At 48.3% G+C, this 19,508-nt stretch carries 21 protein-coding genes; 16 read left to right on the top strand and 5 right to left on the bottom strand.

The annotated features are described in order from the left end of the window. The first annotated feature begins 57 nt into the window (after positions 1 to 57). Positions 58 to 927, top strand: a complete 870-nt coding sequence (locus tag A3849_RS20480; protein WP_074113082.1) for a cation diffusion facilitator family transporter — start codon at positions 58 to 60, stop codon at positions 925 to 927. 212 nt (positions 928 to 1,139) lie between these two features. Beyond that, positions 1,140 to 2,210: a C40 family peptidase gene (locus tag A3849_RS20475; protein WP_074113081.1), complete on the top strand. Its 1,071-nt coding sequence runs from the start codon at positions 1,140 to 1,142 to the stop codon at positions 2,208 to 2,210. Between the two features lie 315 nt (positions 2,211 to 2,525). Here the strand turns inward: A3849_RS20475 and A3849_RS20470 are convergent, their stop codons facing one another. Both A3849_RS20470 and A3849_RS20465 read right to left on the bottom strand, forming a co-directional pair. Continuing rightward, entirely contained in the window at positions 2,526 to 2,900 is a 375-nt protein-coding gene (locus A3849_RS20470) for a hypothetical protein (RefSeq protein WP_074113080.1), read from the bottom strand. Between the two features lie 320 nt (positions 2,901 to 3,220). Beyond that, positions 3,221 to 3,388, bottom strand: coding sequence for a DUF1328 domain-containing protein (locus tag A3849_RS20465; protein ID WP_039838412.1), 168 nt, complete (start codon positions 3,386 to 3,388; stop codon positions 3,221 to 3,223). Positions 3,389 to 3,573: 185 nt separating this feature from the next. Between A3849_RS20465 and A3849_RS20460 the strand changes: the two genes are divergently transcribed. From A3849_RS20460 to A3849_RS20415, 10 genes are all read left to right on the top strand, one after another. After that, entirely contained in the window at positions 3,574 to 4,080 is a 507-nt protein-coding gene (locus A3849_RS20460) for a DUF948 domain-containing protein (RefSeq protein ID WP_074113095.1), read from the top strand. A gap of 69 nt (positions 4,081 to 4,149) precedes the next feature. Continuing rightward, positions 4,150 to 4,683 (top strand): hypothetical protein, encoded by a 534-nt coding sequence (locus A3849_RS20455; protein ID WP_074113079.1) that lies wholly within the window; start codon positions 4,150 to 4,152, stop codon positions 4,681 to 4,683. An 88-nt stretch (positions 4,684 to 4,771) separates the two neighbouring features. Then, positions 4,772 to 5,119 (top strand): YflT domain-containing protein, encoded by a 348-nt coding sequence (locus tag A3849_RS20450; RefSeq protein WP_074103525.1) that lies wholly within the window; start codon positions 4,772 to 4,774, stop codon positions 5,117 to 5,119. 216 nt (positions 5,120 to 5,335) lie between these two features. Next, positions 5,336 to 6,508 carry a SpoIIE family protein phosphatase gene (locus tag A3849_RS20445; RefSeq protein ID WP_074113078.1) on the top strand — a complete coding sequence of 391 codons (1,173 nt, stop codon included), beginning with the start codon at positions 5,336 to 5,338 and terminating at the stop codon, positions 6,506 to 6,508. Beyond that, on the top strand, positions 6,505 to 10,179 hold the full coding sequence (locus tag A3849_RS20440) for a response regulator (RefSeq protein ID WP_074113077.1): 3,675 nt from the start codon (positions 6,505 to 6,507) through the stop codon (positions 10,177 to 10,179). The genes A3849_RS20445 and A3849_RS20440 overlap by 4 nt, the downstream gene beginning before the upstream one ends. 83 nt (positions 10,180 to 10,262) lie before the next feature. After that, the gene (locus A3849_RS20435; protein WP_074113076.1) at positions 10,263 to 11,132 is read left to right on the top strand and encodes a CheR family methyltransferase; all 870 of its coding nucleotides are present in this window, start codon (positions 10,263 to 10,265) and stop codon (positions 11,130 to 11,132) included. Positions 11,133 to 11,149: 17 nt separating this feature from the next. Further along, positions 11,150 to 12,820 (top strand): response regulator, encoded by a 1,671-nt coding sequence (locus tag A3849_RS20430; RefSeq protein ID WP_074113075.1) that lies wholly within the window; start codon positions 11,150 to 11,152, stop codon positions 12,818 to 12,820. A 97-nt stretch (positions 12,821 to 12,917) separates the two neighbouring features. Further along, positions 12,918 to 13,256 carry an STAS domain-containing protein gene (locus tag A3849_RS20425; RefSeq protein ID WP_074084981.1) on the top strand — a complete coding sequence of 113 codons (339 nt, stop codon included), beginning with the start codon at positions 12,918 to 12,920 and terminating at the stop codon, positions 13,254 to 13,256. Between the two features lie 18 nt (positions 13,257 to 13,274). Beyond that, the gene (gene rsbW, locus A3849_RS20420) at positions 13,275 to 13,727 is read left to right on the top strand and encodes an anti-sigma B factor RsbW (RefSeq protein WP_074113074.1); all 453 of its coding nucleotides are present in this window, start codon (positions 13,275 to 13,277) and stop codon (positions 13,725 to 13,727) included. Beyond that, positions 13,724 to 14,494 (top strand): sigma-70 family RNA polymerase sigma factor, encoded by a 771-nt coding sequence (locus A3849_RS20415; protein WP_074113073.1) that lies wholly within the window; start codon positions 13,724 to 13,726, stop codon positions 14,492 to 14,494. Before rsbW ends, A3849_RS20415 begins: the two co-directional genes overlap by 4 nt. Before the next feature lie 91 nt (positions 14,495 to 14,585). Here the strand turns inward: A3849_RS20415 and A3849_RS20410 are convergent, their stop codons facing one another. Continuing rightward, on the bottom strand, positions 14,586 to 14,918 hold the full coding sequence (locus A3849_RS20410) for a DUF5665 domain-containing protein (protein WP_074084978.1): 333 nt from the start codon (positions 14,916 to 14,918) through the stop codon (positions 14,586 to 14,588). A 125-nt stretch (positions 14,919 to 15,043) separates the two neighbouring features. Beyond that, positions 15,044 to 15,547: a YtxH domain-containing protein gene (locus A3849_RS20405; protein WP_074113072.1), complete on the bottom strand. Its 504-nt coding sequence runs from the start codon at positions 15,545 to 15,547 to the stop codon at positions 15,044 to 15,046. Between the two features lie 392 nt (positions 15,548 to 15,939). Here A3849_RS20405 and A3849_RS20400 point away from each other — a divergent pair, with 392 nt between their 5' ends. Beyond that, entirely contained in the window at positions 15,940 to 16,659 is a 720-nt protein-coding gene (locus tag A3849_RS20400; protein ID WP_074113071.1) for a pirin family protein, read from the top strand. A 92-nt stretch (positions 16,660 to 16,751) separates the two neighbouring features. Here the strand turns inward: A3849_RS20400 and A3849_RS20395 are convergent, their stop codons facing one another. After that, the gene (locus A3849_RS20395; RefSeq protein ID WP_074084975.1) at positions 16,752 to 16,976 is read right to left on the bottom strand and encodes a DUF1128 family protein; all 225 of its coding nucleotides are present in this window, start codon (positions 16,974 to 16,976) and stop codon (positions 16,752 to 16,754) included. A 142-nt stretch (positions 16,977 to 17,118) separates the two neighbouring features. On the opposite strand from A3849_RS20395, the gene yyaC reads away from it, so the two are divergent. From yyaC to A3849_RS20380, 3 genes are all read left to right on the top strand, one after another. After that, positions 17,119 to 17,664 carry a spore protease YyaC gene (yyaC, locus tag A3849_RS20390; protein ID WP_074113070.1) on the top strand — a complete coding sequence of 182 codons (546 nt, stop codon included), beginning with the start codon at positions 17,119 to 17,121 and terminating at the stop codon, positions 17,662 to 17,664. Between the two features lie 103 nt (positions 17,665 to 17,767). Further along, entirely contained in the window at positions 17,768 to 18,553 is a 786-nt protein-coding gene (locus tag A3849_RS20385) for an alpha/beta fold hydrolase (protein WP_074113069.1), read from the top strand. 255 nt (positions 18,554 to 18,808) lie between these two features. Then, the gene (locus A3849_RS20380; protein ID WP_074113068.1) at positions 18,809 to 19,465 is read left to right on the top strand and encodes a DUF6483 family protein; all 657 of its coding nucleotides are present in this window, start codon (positions 18,809 to 18,811) and stop codon (positions 19,463 to 19,465) included. Positions 19,466 to 19,508: the final 43 nt, after the last annotated feature.

Below are 19,508 nucleotides of genomic sequence, written 5' to 3'. Positions count from 1 at the left end.
AAGAATGATCTGCCGGGGCACGGGAACAGTATAGAGAGTAATATGGGGGGATGACGGTTGGTTGATATATATGATGATATACGTAAAGGTGAACGGGGCGCTCTAATCAGTATTATCGCCTATCTCATTCTATCGGCCTTCAAGCTGATCAGCGGGTATGTATTCGGTTCGAGCGCACTGCTTGCGGACGGGTTCAACAACCTCACCGATATTGTTGCTTCGCTTGCGGTGCTGATTGGTCTGCGCATTTCGCGGAAACCTCCCGATTCGGATCATGCCTATGGACATTTCCGTGCGGAGACGGTGGCGGCGCTGCTGGCCTCCTTTATCATGGCGGTGGTTGGCATTCAAGTGATTGTGGAAGCTGTCCGTTCCTTATTTGAGGGAGCCAAAGCCACGCCGCAGTTATGGTCAGCCGGGGTCGCAGTGGTGTGTGCCGCAGCTATGATGGGGGTATATATATATAACAAACGGCTCGCCAGACAGATTAATAACCACGCACTGATGGCCGCAGCCAAGGATAATTTCTCGGATGCAATGGTAAGTATTGGAGCTGCGGTAGGGATTGTCGGGGCACAATTCGGCCTGCCCTGGATTGATTCCGCGGCAGCAGTCGCTGTCGGTTTGCTGATAATGAAGACGGCATGGGATATTTTCCGTGATTCAACATACCGCCTGACGGACGGATTCGACCAGGATCAGCTGCTGGATCTTCGAAGCACAATTGCCCGCACACCCGGAGTCGAAGGTATCAAGGACTTAAAGGCCCGTGTTCATGGGAATCATGTGCTGGTGGATGTGGTTGTGGAAGTCGATGCCCAGATTACAGTGAAGCAAGGCCACGCCATCAGTGACTCTATTGAGGAGCGGATGAGCAAGCTGCATAACATCATGAATGTGCAGGTTCATGTCGAACCGAAGTCTTGAGATTCCTTAATTTCTTCTAATTAGCTGTAATTTCCACCAAATCCAAGGAGAATTCAAGACTATAGACCCGGTAGTTACCATAAGTTGGCAAGCTTTTTTGTGAAATTTGGAGCATGTTCCATTTCCCGGTCAAGCCTATAATGAGGGCAGAAAGCAACAAACGAAGCGCGCACCGTTGTTGATTTTCTCATTATGCTAAGCGGGGGAACGCTATGATCGTATCATATAAAGGGCTGGCATCATCTTTGCTGGTCTCGGCATCACTTGCGGTATCACTGGGAGTGTTCAATCCGCAGCAGGCGCAGGCCGCTTCTGTTTCTGCCCAATCATCCGTTTCGGTATCCGCAGCGCAAACAGGCGTTATTGTATCGTCAGTCCGTCTGCGTACAGCTCCATCAACAAATGGAAAAGTGCTGAAATATTTGAATAAGGGCGACCAGGTTGTTATCCTGGAAGAAACGAACAGTTATTGGTACAAAGTCAGAACCGTAGACGGTGACGTTGGATATACAAGCAGGGGAGAGCAGTATATCCAAGTAGCCGCAGCTCAGGCAGTTCAAACAGCAGTGATTCAAGCTACAGTCCGTCTTCGGGATACCCCTTCAACGAGCGGGCAGATTACGGGATATCTATATAAAGATGATCAGGTTGCCATTTTGGAAGTACCGAATAGCTACTGGTACAAGGTAAGAACGGCTAATGGTAATGTTGGATATACAAGCTCGTCGGATCAATACATTTTAGTGGATGAAGGTACGGCATTGCCTGTTCCTGCTCCGACACCAGTGCCAACACCAGTGCCGACACCAACACCTGCACCGGTGCCTACGGCTCCACCACAGGCGGCAGTCATTGAGAGTGTAATTGCTGCAGGGATGGGCTACCTTGGAACCCCTTATGAGTTCGGTTCCAGCCGCAGCGATACCAGCACCTTTGATTGCTCCGATTTTATCCGGCAGATTTTTATGGATGCAGCCAATCTGAAGCTTCCTGCCGATTCCCGGCAGCAGGGTGACTGGATTAAGCAGAACAGTACGGTAGTCACCGATATTTCCGGCCTGAAGCGTGGAGATTTGATGTTCTTCACGGATTATCAAGGCAGCTCGGTTTCCGCATATGCCGGAATTGACAAGTTGACAGCCAGAATTACGCATGTAGCTATGTATTTGGGGGATGGTCAGCTGCTCCAGACCTATTCAGTAACTTCAGGCGGAGTACGGGTTGATAAATTAAGCGCTTCTTGGATGAATCGTTTCCTTTACGGGGGCTCGGTCATCCGCTAAAATATAGAATAGTAGAGATGCGAAGCGACAGCAGTACAAGTTTGTGACGGGTGAACTAGGGCGGGTGTTTTGTGGGGCTATCCCTTTAGTAGATTGATTCTGCTGAAGGGATAGCCTCTATTTTTATGTGTATTATTCATTGGCCCCATAGCAGGCCCAGACATAAACAAGCCGTGCAGATCTTATGGATCTGCACGGCTTGTTGTATGTAGGCCCGCAAAGAGTATGAAAAGGCTGGGATTTACGGGCGCTCGGCCGGGCATAGAATATGCTTCATAGCATGTTCTTCCTGCCGGAGGTACAATTATGAAATCATTACATCGCTGGAGTGATTACATAAGCAGACGCAGGCACCTTGATCCAGGCTTTACCCAGCCAAGTGTAAATTTCTCTCCATTCATTGCCCCAGCTGTCGGTCATGACAGCCCCAGTGGTATCTATGGTCTGTGCGCTCAACCAGCCCGCTGGAGTCATACTATCCATGGAAAGGTGGAAAGGCGTCGCTTTGGTCAGGATAATCATAGGAGTGGCTGGCTTAATATCTGCTTGTGTGATTACAGTTTCGAATTTTTCACCGTATGTGCTACCTGTTACGGTTGTGGTGGTACCCGATACTTCATCGGCTGAAGCTGTTGCGGCAAAAGAAGCTACAAGACCCATTGCTACTGCGATACTGGCGAATTTTTTCATCTGTGATTCCTCCTGGGATTGGTTTGTTTGTAGCAGGTTTTTCCTTATTCGTGCTGTGCTAATAAGCATGTAAACAGAAAGAGGGCCTTATGAACCAAACGTCTTATTTTTTATTTTTCGCAGCAACGGTCAAGGGTGAAGGCCTACATTTTCTACAGCGTGAATAGGATAGAAGAACGTTCCGAAGCATGGATAGGTGGTTTCCGGGGAAAAGGCGGCAGGTTGCTGCTTCACACACATTGAGCCCGGATACTCCATCAGGAGTCCGGGCTCAATGTGTGCCTGTATATGGAGAAGATCTTAAAAGCGGCTGGTGCTATTTACATCGATCTTCCCCTGCGTCCCATAAACAGTGAAACAATGAAGAGAATCAGGAAGATGTAGAACAGTACTTTTGCGATGCCTACAGCGGCAGCTACAACATTGAAGAATCCGAAAATACCGGCGATTAGAGCAATAACAAGCAGAATTACCGACCATTTTAACATGATGTGTCATCCTTTCGGTGTGTAGGGTGTAGTCGAATGTAGTCATTGTTTAAACGGGGAGTCTTGATTTGAAACAAACAAGGGGAGGGGATTTGACTTTTGTTTCGGGCTATTCACGTAAGGGTAACTATGCAGTAATAAGGCAGGGCAAGCAGACATTCAACGATTTGGAAGGGGTTTTGGAAATGATTATTGATCTAAGCGTCGCACTTGTGGCGATTGCATTTGCCGTACTCGTCTACTTTTTAATTAAAACCTTGAAATCAGCGAAGGAATCCCTCGATAAGGTCAGCCAGACTCTGCAGGAAGTGCAGAAAACGATTGACGAACTTACTTATGAAGTGAAAACCACAGTCAGACACGCGAACGATATTACCGCAGATGTTCAGAGCAAAATTCAAAAGATTGATCCGATTGTCGATTCCGTGAAAAACCTCGGAGACGTTATGAATGAACTGACGCTGACCGTGAAGCAGGTATCGGTAACCGTCATTGAGAAGTACCGCAAGTCGCGTGAACTGAAGGAAAAGGCTAAAGCGGTATCGATAGACAGCACTCCGCTTAGTCCCGCAGAAGAACGCACCGTGAATTCCTACGATAGTACAAATGCCAAGAAGGCACCTGGAAAAATAGCCATGGCGTTAAAAGGTGTAGACACAGCCGCTACCATTTGGCAGAAATTCCGCCATTAATTCATAAGACTGAGAACACGCAGCCGGGGCGGCCATCCAAGCAGCAGATCATGAAAGGCGGGATGTTCCATGAACGTTATCCTTCTTTTGCTAAGTCTCCTGTCTCCCTATTTATCTGCATCTCCGCAAAAGGAGTCTGTTCCTGCCGCCTGGTTGTTTCCGCAGTCGCCGGTAGTGCTCGCCACTCAGCACAGTGTAGATGCCAGCCCCTATATCACTGCCTTTGATTCCCTTGCCGGGGTGCCCTTGTATATGCCGGAAGAGGAGCTGCTGCAGGTTAAAGGTACGCCGCTCGCCGTTACCCCGGATCCTTGGCAGGGGTGTGAGGAGTACCATTATCCGGATATGTCCGCCGGAATTTGTGATGGGGCTGTTCTATACGTGCATGTCACTCCGGCTGAAGCGGGGCAATACGGACTGTACCTGAATGGACAGCGGATTGAACCGCAGAAGAATAATCTGCCTGAACTCCTGGGCTCTTCGGATTTTGTAGCTGAAGACGGTGATGTATATATGAGAGGAAGCACCGCACTTAAGATATACCGTAATTCACAGACAGGTGAATGGGACGGTATTGATTTGTTTGACGGGAATTCTTCTTGAGGCGTTTCAAACGCGTGGAAAGATGGTTAATGAAAGTCAGTCATCTTTTTAGCGTTGCCCTCTTATATAATACAAGGAGCGTGATTTCATGGATTCAATCCGTACGCAGGCTTACGCCAAGCTGCTTGAGAATGGTATTCAGGCGATAGAAGAAGTGAATCGGCTGCGCGATAGTGGTTACACTAGAGATGACATTTATGTGATCAGCCATAATGCGGATCGCGAGGGCCGAATTGTGGATGCAGCAGATACGAATGAGGTAGGATTACACGAAGAGGGGCTGTTCGGCTCCATTGCCAACATGTTTCGTTCACGGGGTGACGCACTCCGCAACAAGATTACTTCACTAGGTTTCAGTGCAGCAGAAGCTGGCTTTTACGAGAAAGAGCTTGATACGGGCAAGGTTCTTGTTATCGCCAAAAAAAACCTGCATTAATTCGATGGCATTCACATGGAGAGACCTATAGTCCAATAGCGTAACCTCCAGTCCCACTGCAAGTGGTGGGGCTGGAGGTTACTTTGTTGAATACAAAAACACGGATTTATTCCAATATCTTGCTTTATGGAAACTGGCTTTTTAGATATCGTATGATAGAGTTAAATGTTTTCTGGATTTTACGGTTGAAACACTATTCGTGCGGGGTGAAGAAGATTGAGAATATTAATCGTAGATGATAATCCGACTAACGTAATCATAATCCGTGAAATTCTTAAGAAAGAAGATTACCGGAACTTTATAACTGCAGCTTCTGCCAAAGAGATGCTACAGATGCTGGGTATCGGCACAGGGATTGAAGACAAGCGGCCAAGACAGTCGGATATTGACCTGATTCTGCTGGACATGATGATGCCGGAGATGGATGGGATTGAGGCCTGCCGGGTAGTCCAGCAATATGAGCATCTGAGAGATATACCGATTATTATGGTTACTGCGGTCGGTGACTCCAAGAAATTGGCCGAAGCGCTTGATGCGGGTGCTGTAGATTATGTGACCAAGCCCATTAACAAGGTTGAACTGATGGCACGTATCCGGCTGGCACTTCGTTTAAAGCGCGAAAAGGATTGGCATGTGGAGCGGGACCAGCGGATACAGGACGAGCTGAAGCTGGCTGCATTGGTACAAAATGCAGTCCTCAGTCTGCCGCTCAAGGAGGAGGCTTTTGAAGTTCATGCTCTTTACCAGCCTTCAGCGGAGCTTGCAGGTGACTTGTATGCCTGGTACCCGCTTGGAGACGGCAGGTATGCCGTTATTCTGCTGGATATGATGGGACATGGTATTTCCTCATCCCTATTCTGCATGTTCCTGGCCTCTGTACTCAAGGATACCGTAACGACGTATGTACAGCCGGAGAAAGTTATTCAAGAGCTGAACCGGCGGTTTAACCAGTTATATATCGAGAAACAGCTGGTGCAGTATTATTTTACCGCGATTTATCTGGTCATAGATACCCGGATGAAACGTATTGATTACGTGAACGCGGGACACCCGCCGGGGCTCTTCTTCGAGGGTGGGTCCCTAAGTCCTGTTTTGCTGGAGAGCAACTGTCATCCGGTTGGCCTATTTGACAGCATTGATATAGAGCCGCAAACGCTAACCTTTGAGGATGAAGGCCACTTGGTGCTCTATACCGACGGATTGCTCGAAATGTCAGAGGGCGGACAGGAAGAACAGCTGGACTTTATGGTCGGTTATTTGAACGGAGGGCATGAGTGGCATGAGCAGCTGATGCGTGCCTCCTTCTTCCATGACGTTCCTGACCAGGAACGTGATGATGACAAATGCCTGGTATGGATTTCGCTGAAGAAAGGAACAGATCCGGAATGAAAATAAAGGCTAAACTGCTGATCGGCTTCAGCGCGATGCTGGCCATTATGCTTTTGTTAACCTTCATTGGATACGACCGGCTTAATGATATGAGCAGCCAGCTGGACAGCTTTCAGGATAGGTACAGCAAGGGCCGCGCATCCTCCGGACTCCGGGGTGAAGTAAACGACATGGCGCGTATACTGACGACCTCCATGCTCAATGCCGACAAGCTCTCGGTCGGTTCCCAAAAAAGCGAGCTTGATGTTAAAGTCAAAAAAGCCGAAGGGTACCTCCAGAATATAGAAGATTCAATGGAAACCACAGAAGAAATGCAGCTGCTGAAGCGTATTGAATCAGCTTATTCGGGTTACATCAATTATCAGAACAAAGTGCTTGATATGCTCTCTGCCGGCTATTTTCAGAATGCCAATGCCTACCGGAATGCCGAAGGGCAGAACATTCAGGAAGAGGTGCTGAACAGCCTGAATGCCCTATCGGATTATAACGCATTCAGAATGACGGAAGAGAATACTAACGCTAAGCATGCTTATGAGAGCTCCATCCAGACGGTGACCTTAATTATGGTTATAGGGCTGCTGCTGGGGCTTGGGGTTATTTTATGGGTGATTCCGAGCATTACTCGAGGGCTTGATGTCGTTTCCATGATGATTAAGAGCTTTGGCAACGGCAAAATGAGGGCTATCCGCCGAATCAGGGTTACCTCCAAAGATGAGATTGGGGATGTCGCACGGGTATTTCAGAACATGGCCAAAGATCTTGAACAGAAGCAGGAGATGGAGAAGGCCTATGCACAGGCGCAGAGTGATCAGGCTTGGCTGAACGCAAATATTGCCCGTGTAACAGATCTTCTGCGTGGAGTCAATTCACTGGAACAGGTGTCCCAGACCTTCATTGGTGAGTTCACCCCGGTGCTTGGTGCACAATACGGGGCGATTTACCTGAAGGATCAGAACAATCCTAATCTGCTTGTCAGCAGTGCATCTTATGCGGGAGAGGGCAGCGCCAAACTCAAAGCAAGCTTTGAAATGGGGCAAGGGCTTGTGGGGCAAAGCGCGCTGGATAAAACTCCAATCAAGCTTATAGAGGCACCAGATGACTATATTTCTGTTACATCCGGTTTTGGGGGTTCACATCCGGATCATATTCTGATCTATCCTGTCCTCTTCGAAGATGAATTGATGGGTGTTCTTGAATTTGCTTCCTTGACGCCATTTAGCGTTCTGCAGAATGAATTGCTGCACCAGCTTGCAATCAGCATGGGTGTGATTCTAAATAATATCAGCCGCCGGCTTGTAGTGGAGGAGCTGCTCCGGGAATCCCAGGCGCTTACTGAAGAATTGCAATGCCAGTCGGAGGAGCTGCAGACACAGCAGGAAGAGCTTCGCCGCTCCAATGAGGATCTGGAGGAGCAGACGGATGCGCTTAGACGCTCTGAAGAATTACTGCAGCGGCAGCAGGAAGAATTGGAGCATTACAATACCGAGTTGATCGCTAAGACCCGTGCACTGGAGGACCAGGTGCAGGAGGTGGAAGAGAAGAAGGATGAAATCGAGCATGCCCGCAGCCAGTTGGAGAAGCAGGCGATGCAGCTTGCCGTGACCAGCAAATATAAATCCGAGTTCCTGGCCAATATGTCGCATGAGCTGCGGACCCCACTCAACAGTCTGCTAATTCTATCTCAGCTGCTTACAGAGAATAAGGACGGCAATCTGACGGAGAAGCAGGTGGAGTTCGCACATACGATCTATATGTCTGGCGCAGATCTGCTTAAGATGATTGATGAGATTCTTGATTTATCTAAAGTGGACGCCGGCAAAATGGAGCTGAATTATGAAGAAGTACCTTTAACCGAGCTGAAAACCTTTGTGAAGCAGAATTTTGCACCGCAGGCTGTGAAAAAAGGATTGTCTTTGCGCCTGTTGTTCGATGAGCCGTTGCCGGATTCGCTCTTCACGGACAGTCACCGGCTGAAACAAATTCTGCGGAATCTGTTGTCCAACGCCTTCAAGTTCACGAGTGAGGGTTTTGTGGAATTTGCGGTAAGTGCCGCGGATAAGGAGCATCTGCCCGCCTTCCTTCCGCATGAGTTCGAATATATTGCGATATCTGTGAAGGACAGCGGGATTGGGATTCCTGCAGACAAGACAGATATTGTCTTTGAAGCGTTCCAGCAGTTGGATGGGACAACCAGCCGCAAATATGGCGGTACCGGACTGGGACTATCCATTAGCCGGGAACTTGCACGGCTTATGGGCGGAGCCATTGGTCTGGATTCGCGCGAAGGTCAAGGCAGTGTCTTCACCTTATACTTGCCGGTTAAGGGTCATTACAGCCTCCTTCCCGGTGTGCTCGAGGCTGCAGCTTCCCGTGAGCGTGAGGATTCGGTGATATCCGAATATAACAGCGAGTACGGGACAGGACATACAGGAGACGCTATGCCTGCGCCTATGGAGCCTATTATCATGGAGGATGACCGTGATCATCTGTCTTCCAAGGATAAGATTCTGCTGATTATTGAAGATGATGAGAAATTCGCCAAGATTCTGCTTGATATGGCCCGGAGCCGCGGCTTTAAGGGTCTGGTGGCCCTTCAGGGAGATATTGGCCTGAGTATGGCCCAAACGCATCTGCCGGATGCGATTATCCTGGATATTCAGCTTCCAGTTCTGGATGGCTGGTCGATTCTACGGGAGCTCAAGGGCTCCTCACAGACCCGCCATATTCCTGTTCATGTGATTTCTGTGAATGATGAAGTGAAGCAGGGATTGATGATGGGGGCTATGGCTTACTTAAGAAAGCCATCCTCCAGAGAAGCGCTGGACCATGCATTTTCACAAATTGAGAACTATACGGCCAGTACCCTGAAGCATTTGCTGATTGTAGAGGATGACGCTACTCAGCGCCGCTCTATTATGGAGCTCATCGGGCATGATGATGTCGCTATCACTGCAGTTTCCACTGGACATGAAGCGCTGAGCGAGCTTCGCAAGCAAAGATATGACTGTATGGTTCTCGATCTGATGCTGGATGATATGACGGGTTTTGAGCTGCTGGACCAGATCCGTGATGATGAAGATCTGAATGATATGCCGATTATTATCTATACCGGCAAGGACTTGGACAGTAAGGAAGAAACAAAGCTGCGCAAGTATGCTGAATCTATTATTATTAAGGATGTGCGTTCACCGGAAAGACTGTTGGATGAAACGACGCTGTTCCTGCATAGGGTGGAAGCCAACCTTCCGGAAGATAAGCGTAAAATCCTGCAAAAACTGCACAATAAAGAAGAACTGTTCGACGGTAAAAAAATACTGCTGGTCGATGATGATATCCGCAATGTATTCGCCCTTTCCAGTGTGCTGGAAGGGTATCATATGGAAGTTAAGTTCGCAGAGAACGGCCGTGAGGCGCTGGACATGCTGGTGGAACAGGAGGATTTTGATCTGGTGCTGATGGATATGATGATGCCGGAAATGGATGGCTATGAGGCCATGCGCCGGATCAGACAGATGCCGCAGTATCAGAAACTGCCCATTATTGCGCTTACGGCCAAGGCAATGAAGGAGGACCGGGCCAAGTGTATAGAAGCCGGTGCCTCTGATTATATGAAGAAACCTATCAGTACTGAGCAGCTACTTTCTCTAATGCGTGTCTGGTTGTATTCGTAAGCCCGCTTTTGGGGTAATAGGATTACAGTACTAATTTACAACCCATCCGGAGATATGTTAGGTGCAAGGGAGCCTTGATAATAATGACAGCTATGGAACGCGGGTATGAAGAGCAATCTGCCCAGACCGGGATCAAACAGGAGCTTGAGCAGATTGAAATTGAACTGCTTCTCAGCGGTGTACACCGCCTTTACGGATATGATTTCAGGAATTATGCGCTGCCTTCCCTGAAGCGGCGGATCTGGCATCATGTGCATGCGGAGAACGTAGCCAGCATTTCCGCCCTGCAGGAGAAGGTGCTGCATAACCGGGACTGTTTTGAACGGTTTGTATACAGCTTGTCCATTCCGGTAACGGAAATGTTTCGGGATCCCGGCCTCTTCCTGACCTTCCGTCAAAAGGTAATCCCGCTGCTTCGGACCTATCCCTATATTCGGATCTGGCATGCCGGGTGCTCCACCGGAGAAGAAGTGTATTCCATGGCCATCCTCCTGCATGAGGAAGGACTGTACGACAAGGCGCGCATTTATGCCACGGATATGAACGCACGCTCCCTGCAGCAGGCCAAAGAAGGGGTATACGAGATCAGTAAGATGAAGCAGTATACCAAGAATTACATGGAAGCGGGGGGAACCCGCGCATTCTCCGAATATTATACAGCGAAATATAATTCTGTGATTCTGCAGCCTTATTTGCGCAAAAACATTATTTTTGCAGAGCATAATCTGGCTACAGATACCTCTTTTAATGAGTTCAATGTAATATTCTGCCGGAATGTCATGATCTATTTCAACGACGAGCTCAGGGATCATGTGCATGGCTTGTTCCATGAAAGCTTAAGCCGTTTCGGAGTCCTGGTACTGGGTTCCAAAGAGTCTATACATTTTACCAGGTTCAGCGACAGTTATGAGCCCCTGGACAGAGTGGAAAAAATATACCGTAAGAACAAATAGCGGGTGAGGAGGGGCCAATGGGGGTTCAAGAACCGATTCATATACTGCTTGTCGATGACCGTCCTGAGAATCTGCTGGCGCTGGAAGCAGTGCTTGAAAGCCAGCATTATAAGCTTGTCAAAGCGAATTCCGGTGAAGAAGCACTGCGGTGTTTATTAAGATATGAATTTGCAGTGATTGTACTGGACGTACAGATGCCGGGTATGGATGGAATTGAAACTGCCAAATTGATCAAAGCCAGAGAGAAGACAAAGGATATTCCTATTATTTTTATCTCAGCCAACAGCAAAGAGGCGGAGCATCTGTTTGCGGGATATTCGGCTGGTGCGATTGATTATATGGTCAAGCCCTTCATCCCCCAAATTCTGAAATCCAAAATCGAAGGCTTCGTCGATATGTACCTTACGACCAAAAAGCATCAGATGCAGACCATGCTGCTGCAGCAAAAGACACAAGAGCTGGAGAGAATTAACGGAGAACTGACCAAAGCCAAGGAAGAGGCGGAGATTGCCGCCAAAGCCAAGACGGAATTCCTGGCGATGATGAGCCATGAGATCCGCACGCCGATGAACGGTGTGGTAGGCATGATTGATCTGCTCATGGAGACGGAGCTTGCTCCAGACCAGAAAGAGTATACGGAGATCATCCGCAAAAGTGCCGATACACTCATTACCGTCATTAACGATATTCTTGATTTCACCAAGATGGAATCAGGTAAAATGGAAATGGAAGAACAGTTATTTGAGTTGCAGACCACCATCCAGGAGGTATTTAGTTTATTTTCTGCGGAAGCTGGCAAAAAAAATCTCGAACTGGCCTATTTTATTGACCAAAAGCTGCCTAGGCTGATTTACGGGGATATGGCCCGTTTGCGTCAGGTATTAATCAATTTAGTCGCGAATGCCGTTAAATTTACCAATCAAGGCGGTGTTTACCTTGTAGCCTCGAGTGTGTCTTCGGAAGATAATAAGATGACCGTAGAATTCACCATTAAGGATACAGGCATTGGGATTTCTCCGGAAAAATGTGACCGGCTGTTTCAGCCGTTTTCTCAGCTCGATTCCTCTATGACGCGCAAATACGGCGGCACAGGCCTGGGACTGGCTATCTGTAAATCCCTGGTTGGAATGATGGGCGGCGAAATCCGTGTGGAGTCCATGGAGGAAAAAGGGGCGACCTTTGTTTTTACAATTAAGACTACAGTGCCTGATGATGAACTTGGAAGAACCTTTCAGGAAGAGGACCATACTGTTGTAGAAACCGGTCAGCATTGGCGGAAAAAAATCCTTGTAGTGGATGATCATCCAATCAATCAGCGTCTGATGGTAAGTATGTTGGACAAGCTGGGCTACGACTCCACAGTTGCCCAGGATGGGCATCAGGCGGTGGAATTGTCTCTCCGCGAGGATTATGATTTCATATTTATGGACCTGCAGATGCCTGTTATGGATGGATTGACGGCCACCTCCAGAATCCGGCAGGGCTCTGGACATAATGCCACCCATGCCGTCATTATTGCGATGACCGCGAATGTGATGGAGGGGGTTCAGAACCGCTGTTCTGCTGCTGGAATGGATGGGTACATCAGCAAGCCGCTGAAAATGAGCAGTCTGAAACAGATTATTTTACGTTATGCCTCCAGTGACAATCAGGCTGAGAAACGGAATATCTCACTTTTTAAGGCATAATCCATAAAGTACCATTGTGTGAATGTCGCGTTTTTTGTTTCAACCGTATTGCTTTAGGGTTATTGGTAAAGAAAACATTTATCAGGAGAGATTGTCTATGAATACAAATAAAAGCGAAAAGTTCCACGCAAGAACTGAAACTGAAGGCAATGTATGCACGGTGTACTTAGTTGGCGAGCTCGATTTATCGGTAGCTCCCGATTTTCGTCTGGTGATGGAACCACTGGTAGGGGATACTGGGCTTGACCTTGTGATTAATTTGAAGGAATTGAGATATATTGACAGCACCGGCATTGGCATTCTGCTCTCGATTCTCAAAGCAAGACATGGAATGGACGTTAAGTTTTCAGTTGAGGAAGTTCCGCCGCAAATACAGAAGCTATTTGATATGACAGGAATCTCCAAGTTTTTTGCCCCCCAAGAGAATTCCCACTAGGAAAGGATCGAACTAAGGATGAGTGATGACGTGCAAAAAGTAATACTTCAGTTACCCGCAAGTGCAGAATATGTCGATATCGTCAGACTGAATTTATATGGCATTGCCTCCAAGATGGGTTTTACTTATGAAGACATTGAGGATATGAAAGTAGCAGTATCAGAAGCATGCAACAACTCGGTTCTTTACGCTTACGGGCAGGAAGACGGGATGGTTGATGTGATCTTTGAAGTTGGAACACGAGCCTTGTCCATCACCGTCAAAGATGAGGGGGAGAGCTTTGACGGATTGGAAGAGTCCGAGGAACGCATGACGCTGCATGATAAAGAGCTGAATGATGTTCAGGTAGGCGGGCTGGGTTTTTATTTAATGCAAGCGCTCATGGATGACGTTAGCGTAGTGAGCGAAGCAGGGAGAGGGACAGTTGTCACCCTGACCAAGCGGCTTAATTTCAGCGAGGAGAAAGTATGAACGAAAAAGTGACTCCCCCCGAGTCCATGAACGAAGCGGTAAGTCTGATCTGGGAATACCAGCAGACCAAAGATAATGAAATTGCAACGGTTTTGATCCGAAAATATGAACCTATGGTGAAGATGGCTGCCGGTAAAATTGCCCGCAACCGTCCAGATCTGTACGAAGACTTGTATCAGGTAGGACAAATGGCGCTGATTAGGCTGCTGCAGCAATATGACATCAGTCTGGGAATTCCTTTTGAACCGTATGCCATGAAAAGCATGATCGGGCACATGAAAAATTATCTGCGCGATAAATCCTGGTACATACAGGTCCCTAGAAGGATCAAAGAAAAAGGTGCCCTTGTCCAGCAGGCCATTGATGAGCTAACCATCAGATTGGAACGTTCTCCTGCCGTAGAGGAAATTGCTCATTATCTTGATCTTACCGTAGAAGAAACTGTGGAAGTACTGGCCGGTCGAGAGTGCTACCATTACGTATCCCTGGATTCGCCTCTATCCCAAGAGGAGACAGGAGCTACACTTGGTGAGCTTATCAGCTCTGAAGCCAATGATTATGAGACCGTAGAGAAACGCATGGATTTGCAGCAGGCCCTCGGGCAGCTTAAGGAACAGGAACAGCAGGTGTTGCTGCTGGCTTTCCAGGACGGGCAATCCCAACGTGCCATCGCCCAGAAGCTTGGAGTGTCGCAAATGAGCGTATCACGGATTCAGAAACGGGCTACAGAAAAGCTGAAGCAGATTATGGCGAATTCATCCTATTAATATAAATTAGGGTTATAACAAAATGGACATGCCTGATTCCCGTGCGGGGAGGGCATGTCCATTTTGTATATTATATCAGTACCTGACCGAATCAGCTGTTGGCATCGATGTACTTCTTGATCTCTCCGAGATATTCTCCGATGACCGGCACATTCAGGAACAGACTGAGAATATAGCCCAGTAAGCCCAGAATAACAAAGGTGCCAAGGGAGAGTCCCAGACCACGGGATATGCCTGCCATGAGATTGGTGATAATCCGTTTTTTAGGGTCCGTATAGTTTTCAAGGATATCCTTAAATTCCGATTTTTCCAGCGAATCGGCAATTTTGTCAAGCCTGGCGTTTAGCCGCTTCACTTCATGCCTCAGCTCGAAGGGATGCTCCTCTACATCGTAGGTTTTCGTGTTGTTCCCCGCATCTCCCATAAGGGTTACCTGCTTTCTATAGCCCGTAACCGGACTTTGATAAATAAACAAATATTACATAACAACAGCCAGCTGCAAGTGAGCTGGCTGTTTCCGGATTTAGATCAAGCCGTGAATCACCGCTTTTAGTAAGAAGATTTATAAGAAGCCTTAACTTCTTCTTTAGCTTCCTGTGCTGTATCCGATATATCCTTGGAAGAAGCGGAGGCTTCCTCGGCAACGTCCTTTGAAGCGTCTTTGACATCAGAAACGATATCAGTAGATGCGCTTCCTACCGTTTCGCCGATTTTTTTACCAGTTTCAGATAACGTGGCGGCAATTTGATGTTTGCTGTCATTGACTGTAGTGAAAATATCAGAAGCTTTGGCGGATACCGTGCTGGCAAGATCAGTAGTCTTTTCTAGGGCAGTAGCAGCAATCGTTTTGGTTTTATCCGTTACGACACCTGCAACTTCTTTGGTTTTGTCCGTAGCAGTCGAGAATTTCTCAGACAAGTCACTGCGCATTTCACGGCCTGGCTTGGGAGCGAACAGCAATGCAGCGGCAGCTCCAATCAAACTTCCGATGAAAATACCTTTGAAAAATGTGTTTCCGCTCTCTACCGGATATTCTGTCTCTGCTTTATTCATAACCAATCACTCCTCATTCGATTATTGTATTCCAGTTCCTGGAGGCAGGGAGTAGTGCATATAGTGTAGATAGTTACCTTTGCCGCCGGTACCGGATTTCAGGGTGGCCTGAACGTTCTTACTTCGTATATAAACTTGGGCGTATGGCCTGAAACAGCAAAGAAGGATGGAAAAGATTCCTGGAGCATACTTTAGCATTTGTGATGTTAAGAGACATATTGTGATAAAAACGGGGGATTTTGCGACTTTACAAACTGCCGAAACTTTAAAAGCAAAACAAACCATTCTGGCTTCCTTGATTGACAAAGAAAGGAAGAGGGTAAGGAATACATAATTACAGCGCCCTTGTATTTGAGGATAGAATTCATACATCATTGGAGGTGCACGCAATTATGATCAAAGTCATTACTTCAGCAGAGCGCCATACTTCGAATAAAGAATGGATACACAGTGAATTCAGCTTTTCTTTTGCCGATTACGATGATCCAAGCAATGCGCACTTTGGGGCACTGCTGGCCCATAACGACAACGAGCTTAGACCGGGGCAAGGCATGCATGAGCATCCGCATCATGACCTGGAGATTATCACTTATGTTGTTTCCGGAGTGCTGAAGCATCAGGATGATCAGGGCAATCATGCCGAGCTTCAGGGCGGCAGCATTCAGATCATGAGCGCAGGTACGGGCATTAATCATTCCGAGACTAATCCATCGGACACTGACAATACGCGTTTTCTGCAAATTTGGCTGCTCCCGGATCAGCCGGGCCGTCAGCCCAAATGGGACGCGAAGTTCTATCCGGTTGAGCATAAGACCAATACCCTTCTGCCTGTAGCTTCAGGAAAGGGGGAAGAGGGTGCGCTTGAGATCCATGAGGATGTAACGATCTATCTGTCTTCTCTGGAAACGAACCGGGAGCTGAAGTACCTTCAACGTGAAGAGAGGCGGACGCATATCTACCTTATTTCCGGCAATTTGGAGATCTCTTGCCCGGACGGAACGTTTCACCTTCAGCCAGGCGATGCAGCCCGTATCCGCAAGAGCTGCGATCTGAATTTGAAAGGAACGGGCAGTGACATGAGCGCGGAGTTCCTGCTGATCGACCTTCCTTAGACGTTCAGCAAGACAAAGAGAGTCCCATGCCTTAGTGTCCATCTGCTGATGGCCGTAAGGCATGGGACTCTTGTTCTACTTGTATCACATTTTTATTTCGCCCGCAGGCGTCCGAGTTCGGAAACCAGCGCTTCGACCTGGGAAATGCTTAGTCTGTCACTGCCCATAGCCACTTCGTAAATATCAAGAATATCCTCATAATTTTTTACCGAGAAGGCTGAAGCCTGCATGGCTGCAGCACTTGCCATTTTTAGCTTGCTTTTAATGCCCTCAATCATATATTCAACATTTTCCTGGGTAGGCTGGGATAGATCCATTGGGGTTAACAGTCCTCTCTGCATGTTAATTCAAATATTCTATCATGCTTCGGGGCCCAAACACCATTTTTTTGTCCATTCCATGGATATCATGTTAAAGTGAACTACACACCACCTTACATGTAGAAAGGGGCAGGGGAAATTGGCAATCAGGGAGCAGGAGAGCAGAAAACGCAAAAAAGTGGATGCTTCCGGGCTGACTTCCTTCTTCCGGGAGATCGCGTTCCGGCATCCGCTGGAGCAGATCACATTTTTGTGCATAGGTACGGACAGGTCCACTGGGGATGCGCTTGGACCGCTGACCGGAAGCCGGCTTATGGAGCATGGATTTCCGCATGTAAGCGGCACGCTGCCGTCACCTTGTGACGCGGATAATCTGGAGGCACGGATAGCAGAGATTCCTGTGGGGCAGGTTATTATTGCTATTGACGCATGTCTCGGTCCCCCGGCATCACTTGGCTATTTCCTGACGGCTGCTGAGCCGCTGCGTCCGGCACAATCGGTGGGACTGATGCTTCCGGCGGTGGGGCATTACAGCTTGGCTGCTATTGTAGACGTGAACGGACCACGTCCTTACCGGACACTGCAGAGTACTCCCCTGAACCGAGTGATGGGTATGGCCGGGCAAATTGCCCTGGCTGCAGCGGCCGGATTCGGAATGGATACCCGGAAAGCGTTTCAAAAGTGAAGAAATGGCTTAATAATTAAGACAAGCAAACCGTCTCAAGCCTCGGATCGTATAGCTGTCCGCGAGCCGTGTTTGGCTATTACATAGAAAGAGGGAAGCTGACATGGAAAACATTCGTTGTGAGGGAAGCAATATTTGTTACAGTGATCAGGGCAAAGGTGACGTTATTGTGCTGCTGCACGGTTTCTGTGGAAGCTCCGCTTATTGGGAGCAGGTAATTCCGTCTCTGAGCAGTAATTATCGGGTGATCGCTCCGGACCTGCGGGGCCATGGGGCCTCGGACGCCCCGCTCGGGGCGTATACTGTGGATCAGATGGCTGATGATGTACTGTCACTGCTTAATGCGCTGGAGATCCCGGAGTGCTACCTGCTGGGGCATTCACTGGGCGGATATATCACTCTATCCTTTGCGCAGCGTCACGCATCCCGTCTAAAAGGGTTCGGGCTGATACACTCTAGTGGCTACCCAGACAGTGAAGAAGCCAAAGAGAACCGTCTAAAAAGTGTAAGCACGATTCAGAATGAAGGAATCTTTGCTTTTGTGGATGGTCTGGTACCAGGTCTTTTTGCACCGGGTGCCACTCCTCAACTGCTTGAGCGCACGAAGGAGATCGGTTACAGAACACCTCCGCAAGGGGCAGTGGGTGCAGCGATGGCGATGCGTGAGCGTCCTGACCGCCGCGATGTCATCTCAGCTACGATGCTGCCGGTGCTGCTGGTAGCCGGGGCAGAAGACAGCAAGGTATCTCCAGAGCGGACGTTTACTTCGGACAAACCGAATGTAACCCAGGCGACCCTTCCAGGAGTAGGACATATGAGCATGTATGAAGCTCCCGGACGCTTGTCGGAAATCATTAATGATTACATGCATGCGGCTGTGCGCACATAACTAGAGATTGGAACAAACCGCAAGATCGTTTGCTAAGCATATAGTAAACCTATAGAGGCAGCACCCGCCAGACTAGGCGGGTGCTGCCTTTATTATTGGAACACTACTCCTGATCTCTTCAGCCATAGGCTAGTTAAGTAGCGCATAGATGTGTAATGGTTTAAGATGAATTCAAAGGGCAGCCCAGCTGTAAGGGGTGTCCGTTAAGAGAAGCATAGCAGTCTATGCGCTGCAGCTATGGAGGGAGTGTGCCCTATGTTCCGAAGAGACTACATCGTGCGGATGATTGAGGACATGACGGCAATGGTTGCCAAGGTAATGACGCTTAAGCAGGAGAAAAAGACAACTGAGGCTTTGTGGGAGGTCGATGAGCTGCTGATCCGGCATTTCCGCCTGAATTCCCGGCTGCTGAATTCATTGTCCGTAGAGGATATTATCGATATGTATTTGCTTGGAGGCGTTGTGGAATCCGATAAGCTTCAGGGTGTGGCGCGGCTGCTTAAAGAAGAAGGAGAAATCTATGCTGCGGCTGGAAATCAAGATGCGGCTTTGTTCAGAGCGATGAGGTCGCTGCATCTTTTTTTGTACGCGGATCTTCATGGTGCAGAACGTGAATTGCTGCAGATGCCGGCTGATATTGATGAGCTGTTAATAGAAACGCAGGCGTATAGGCTTCCGGCAAAAACAGAACGGCTGCTGCTCACCTACATGGAATCGATCGGACGGTATGCCAAAGCAGAGGACAGCCTCTACAGACTATGGGAGCAAGGGGAGAATGTTGCCCGGGAAGGTAAAGAGCTGTATGACCGTCTTCTGCTGAAAAGCCCGGAGGAACTGGAACTCGGCGGTCTTCCGTCACAAGAGGTTAGAGAAGGCAGGGAGGAATGGGAGAGACGGCTACAGGTTCACTGAAAAAATGCTATACTACATTAAGAAAATTCAAGAGAACAATCGT

It is taken from the genome of Paenibacillus sp. P46E, assembly GCF_001909095.1.
GTDB classification, from domain to species: domain Bacteria; phylum Bacillota; class Bacilli; order Paenibacillales; family Paenibacillaceae; genus Paenibacillus_AQ; species Paenibacillus_AQ helianthi.
The sequence above is the reverse complement of the archived record's forward strand: the minus strand, read 5'-3'. Positions and strand labels throughout refer to the sequence as shown.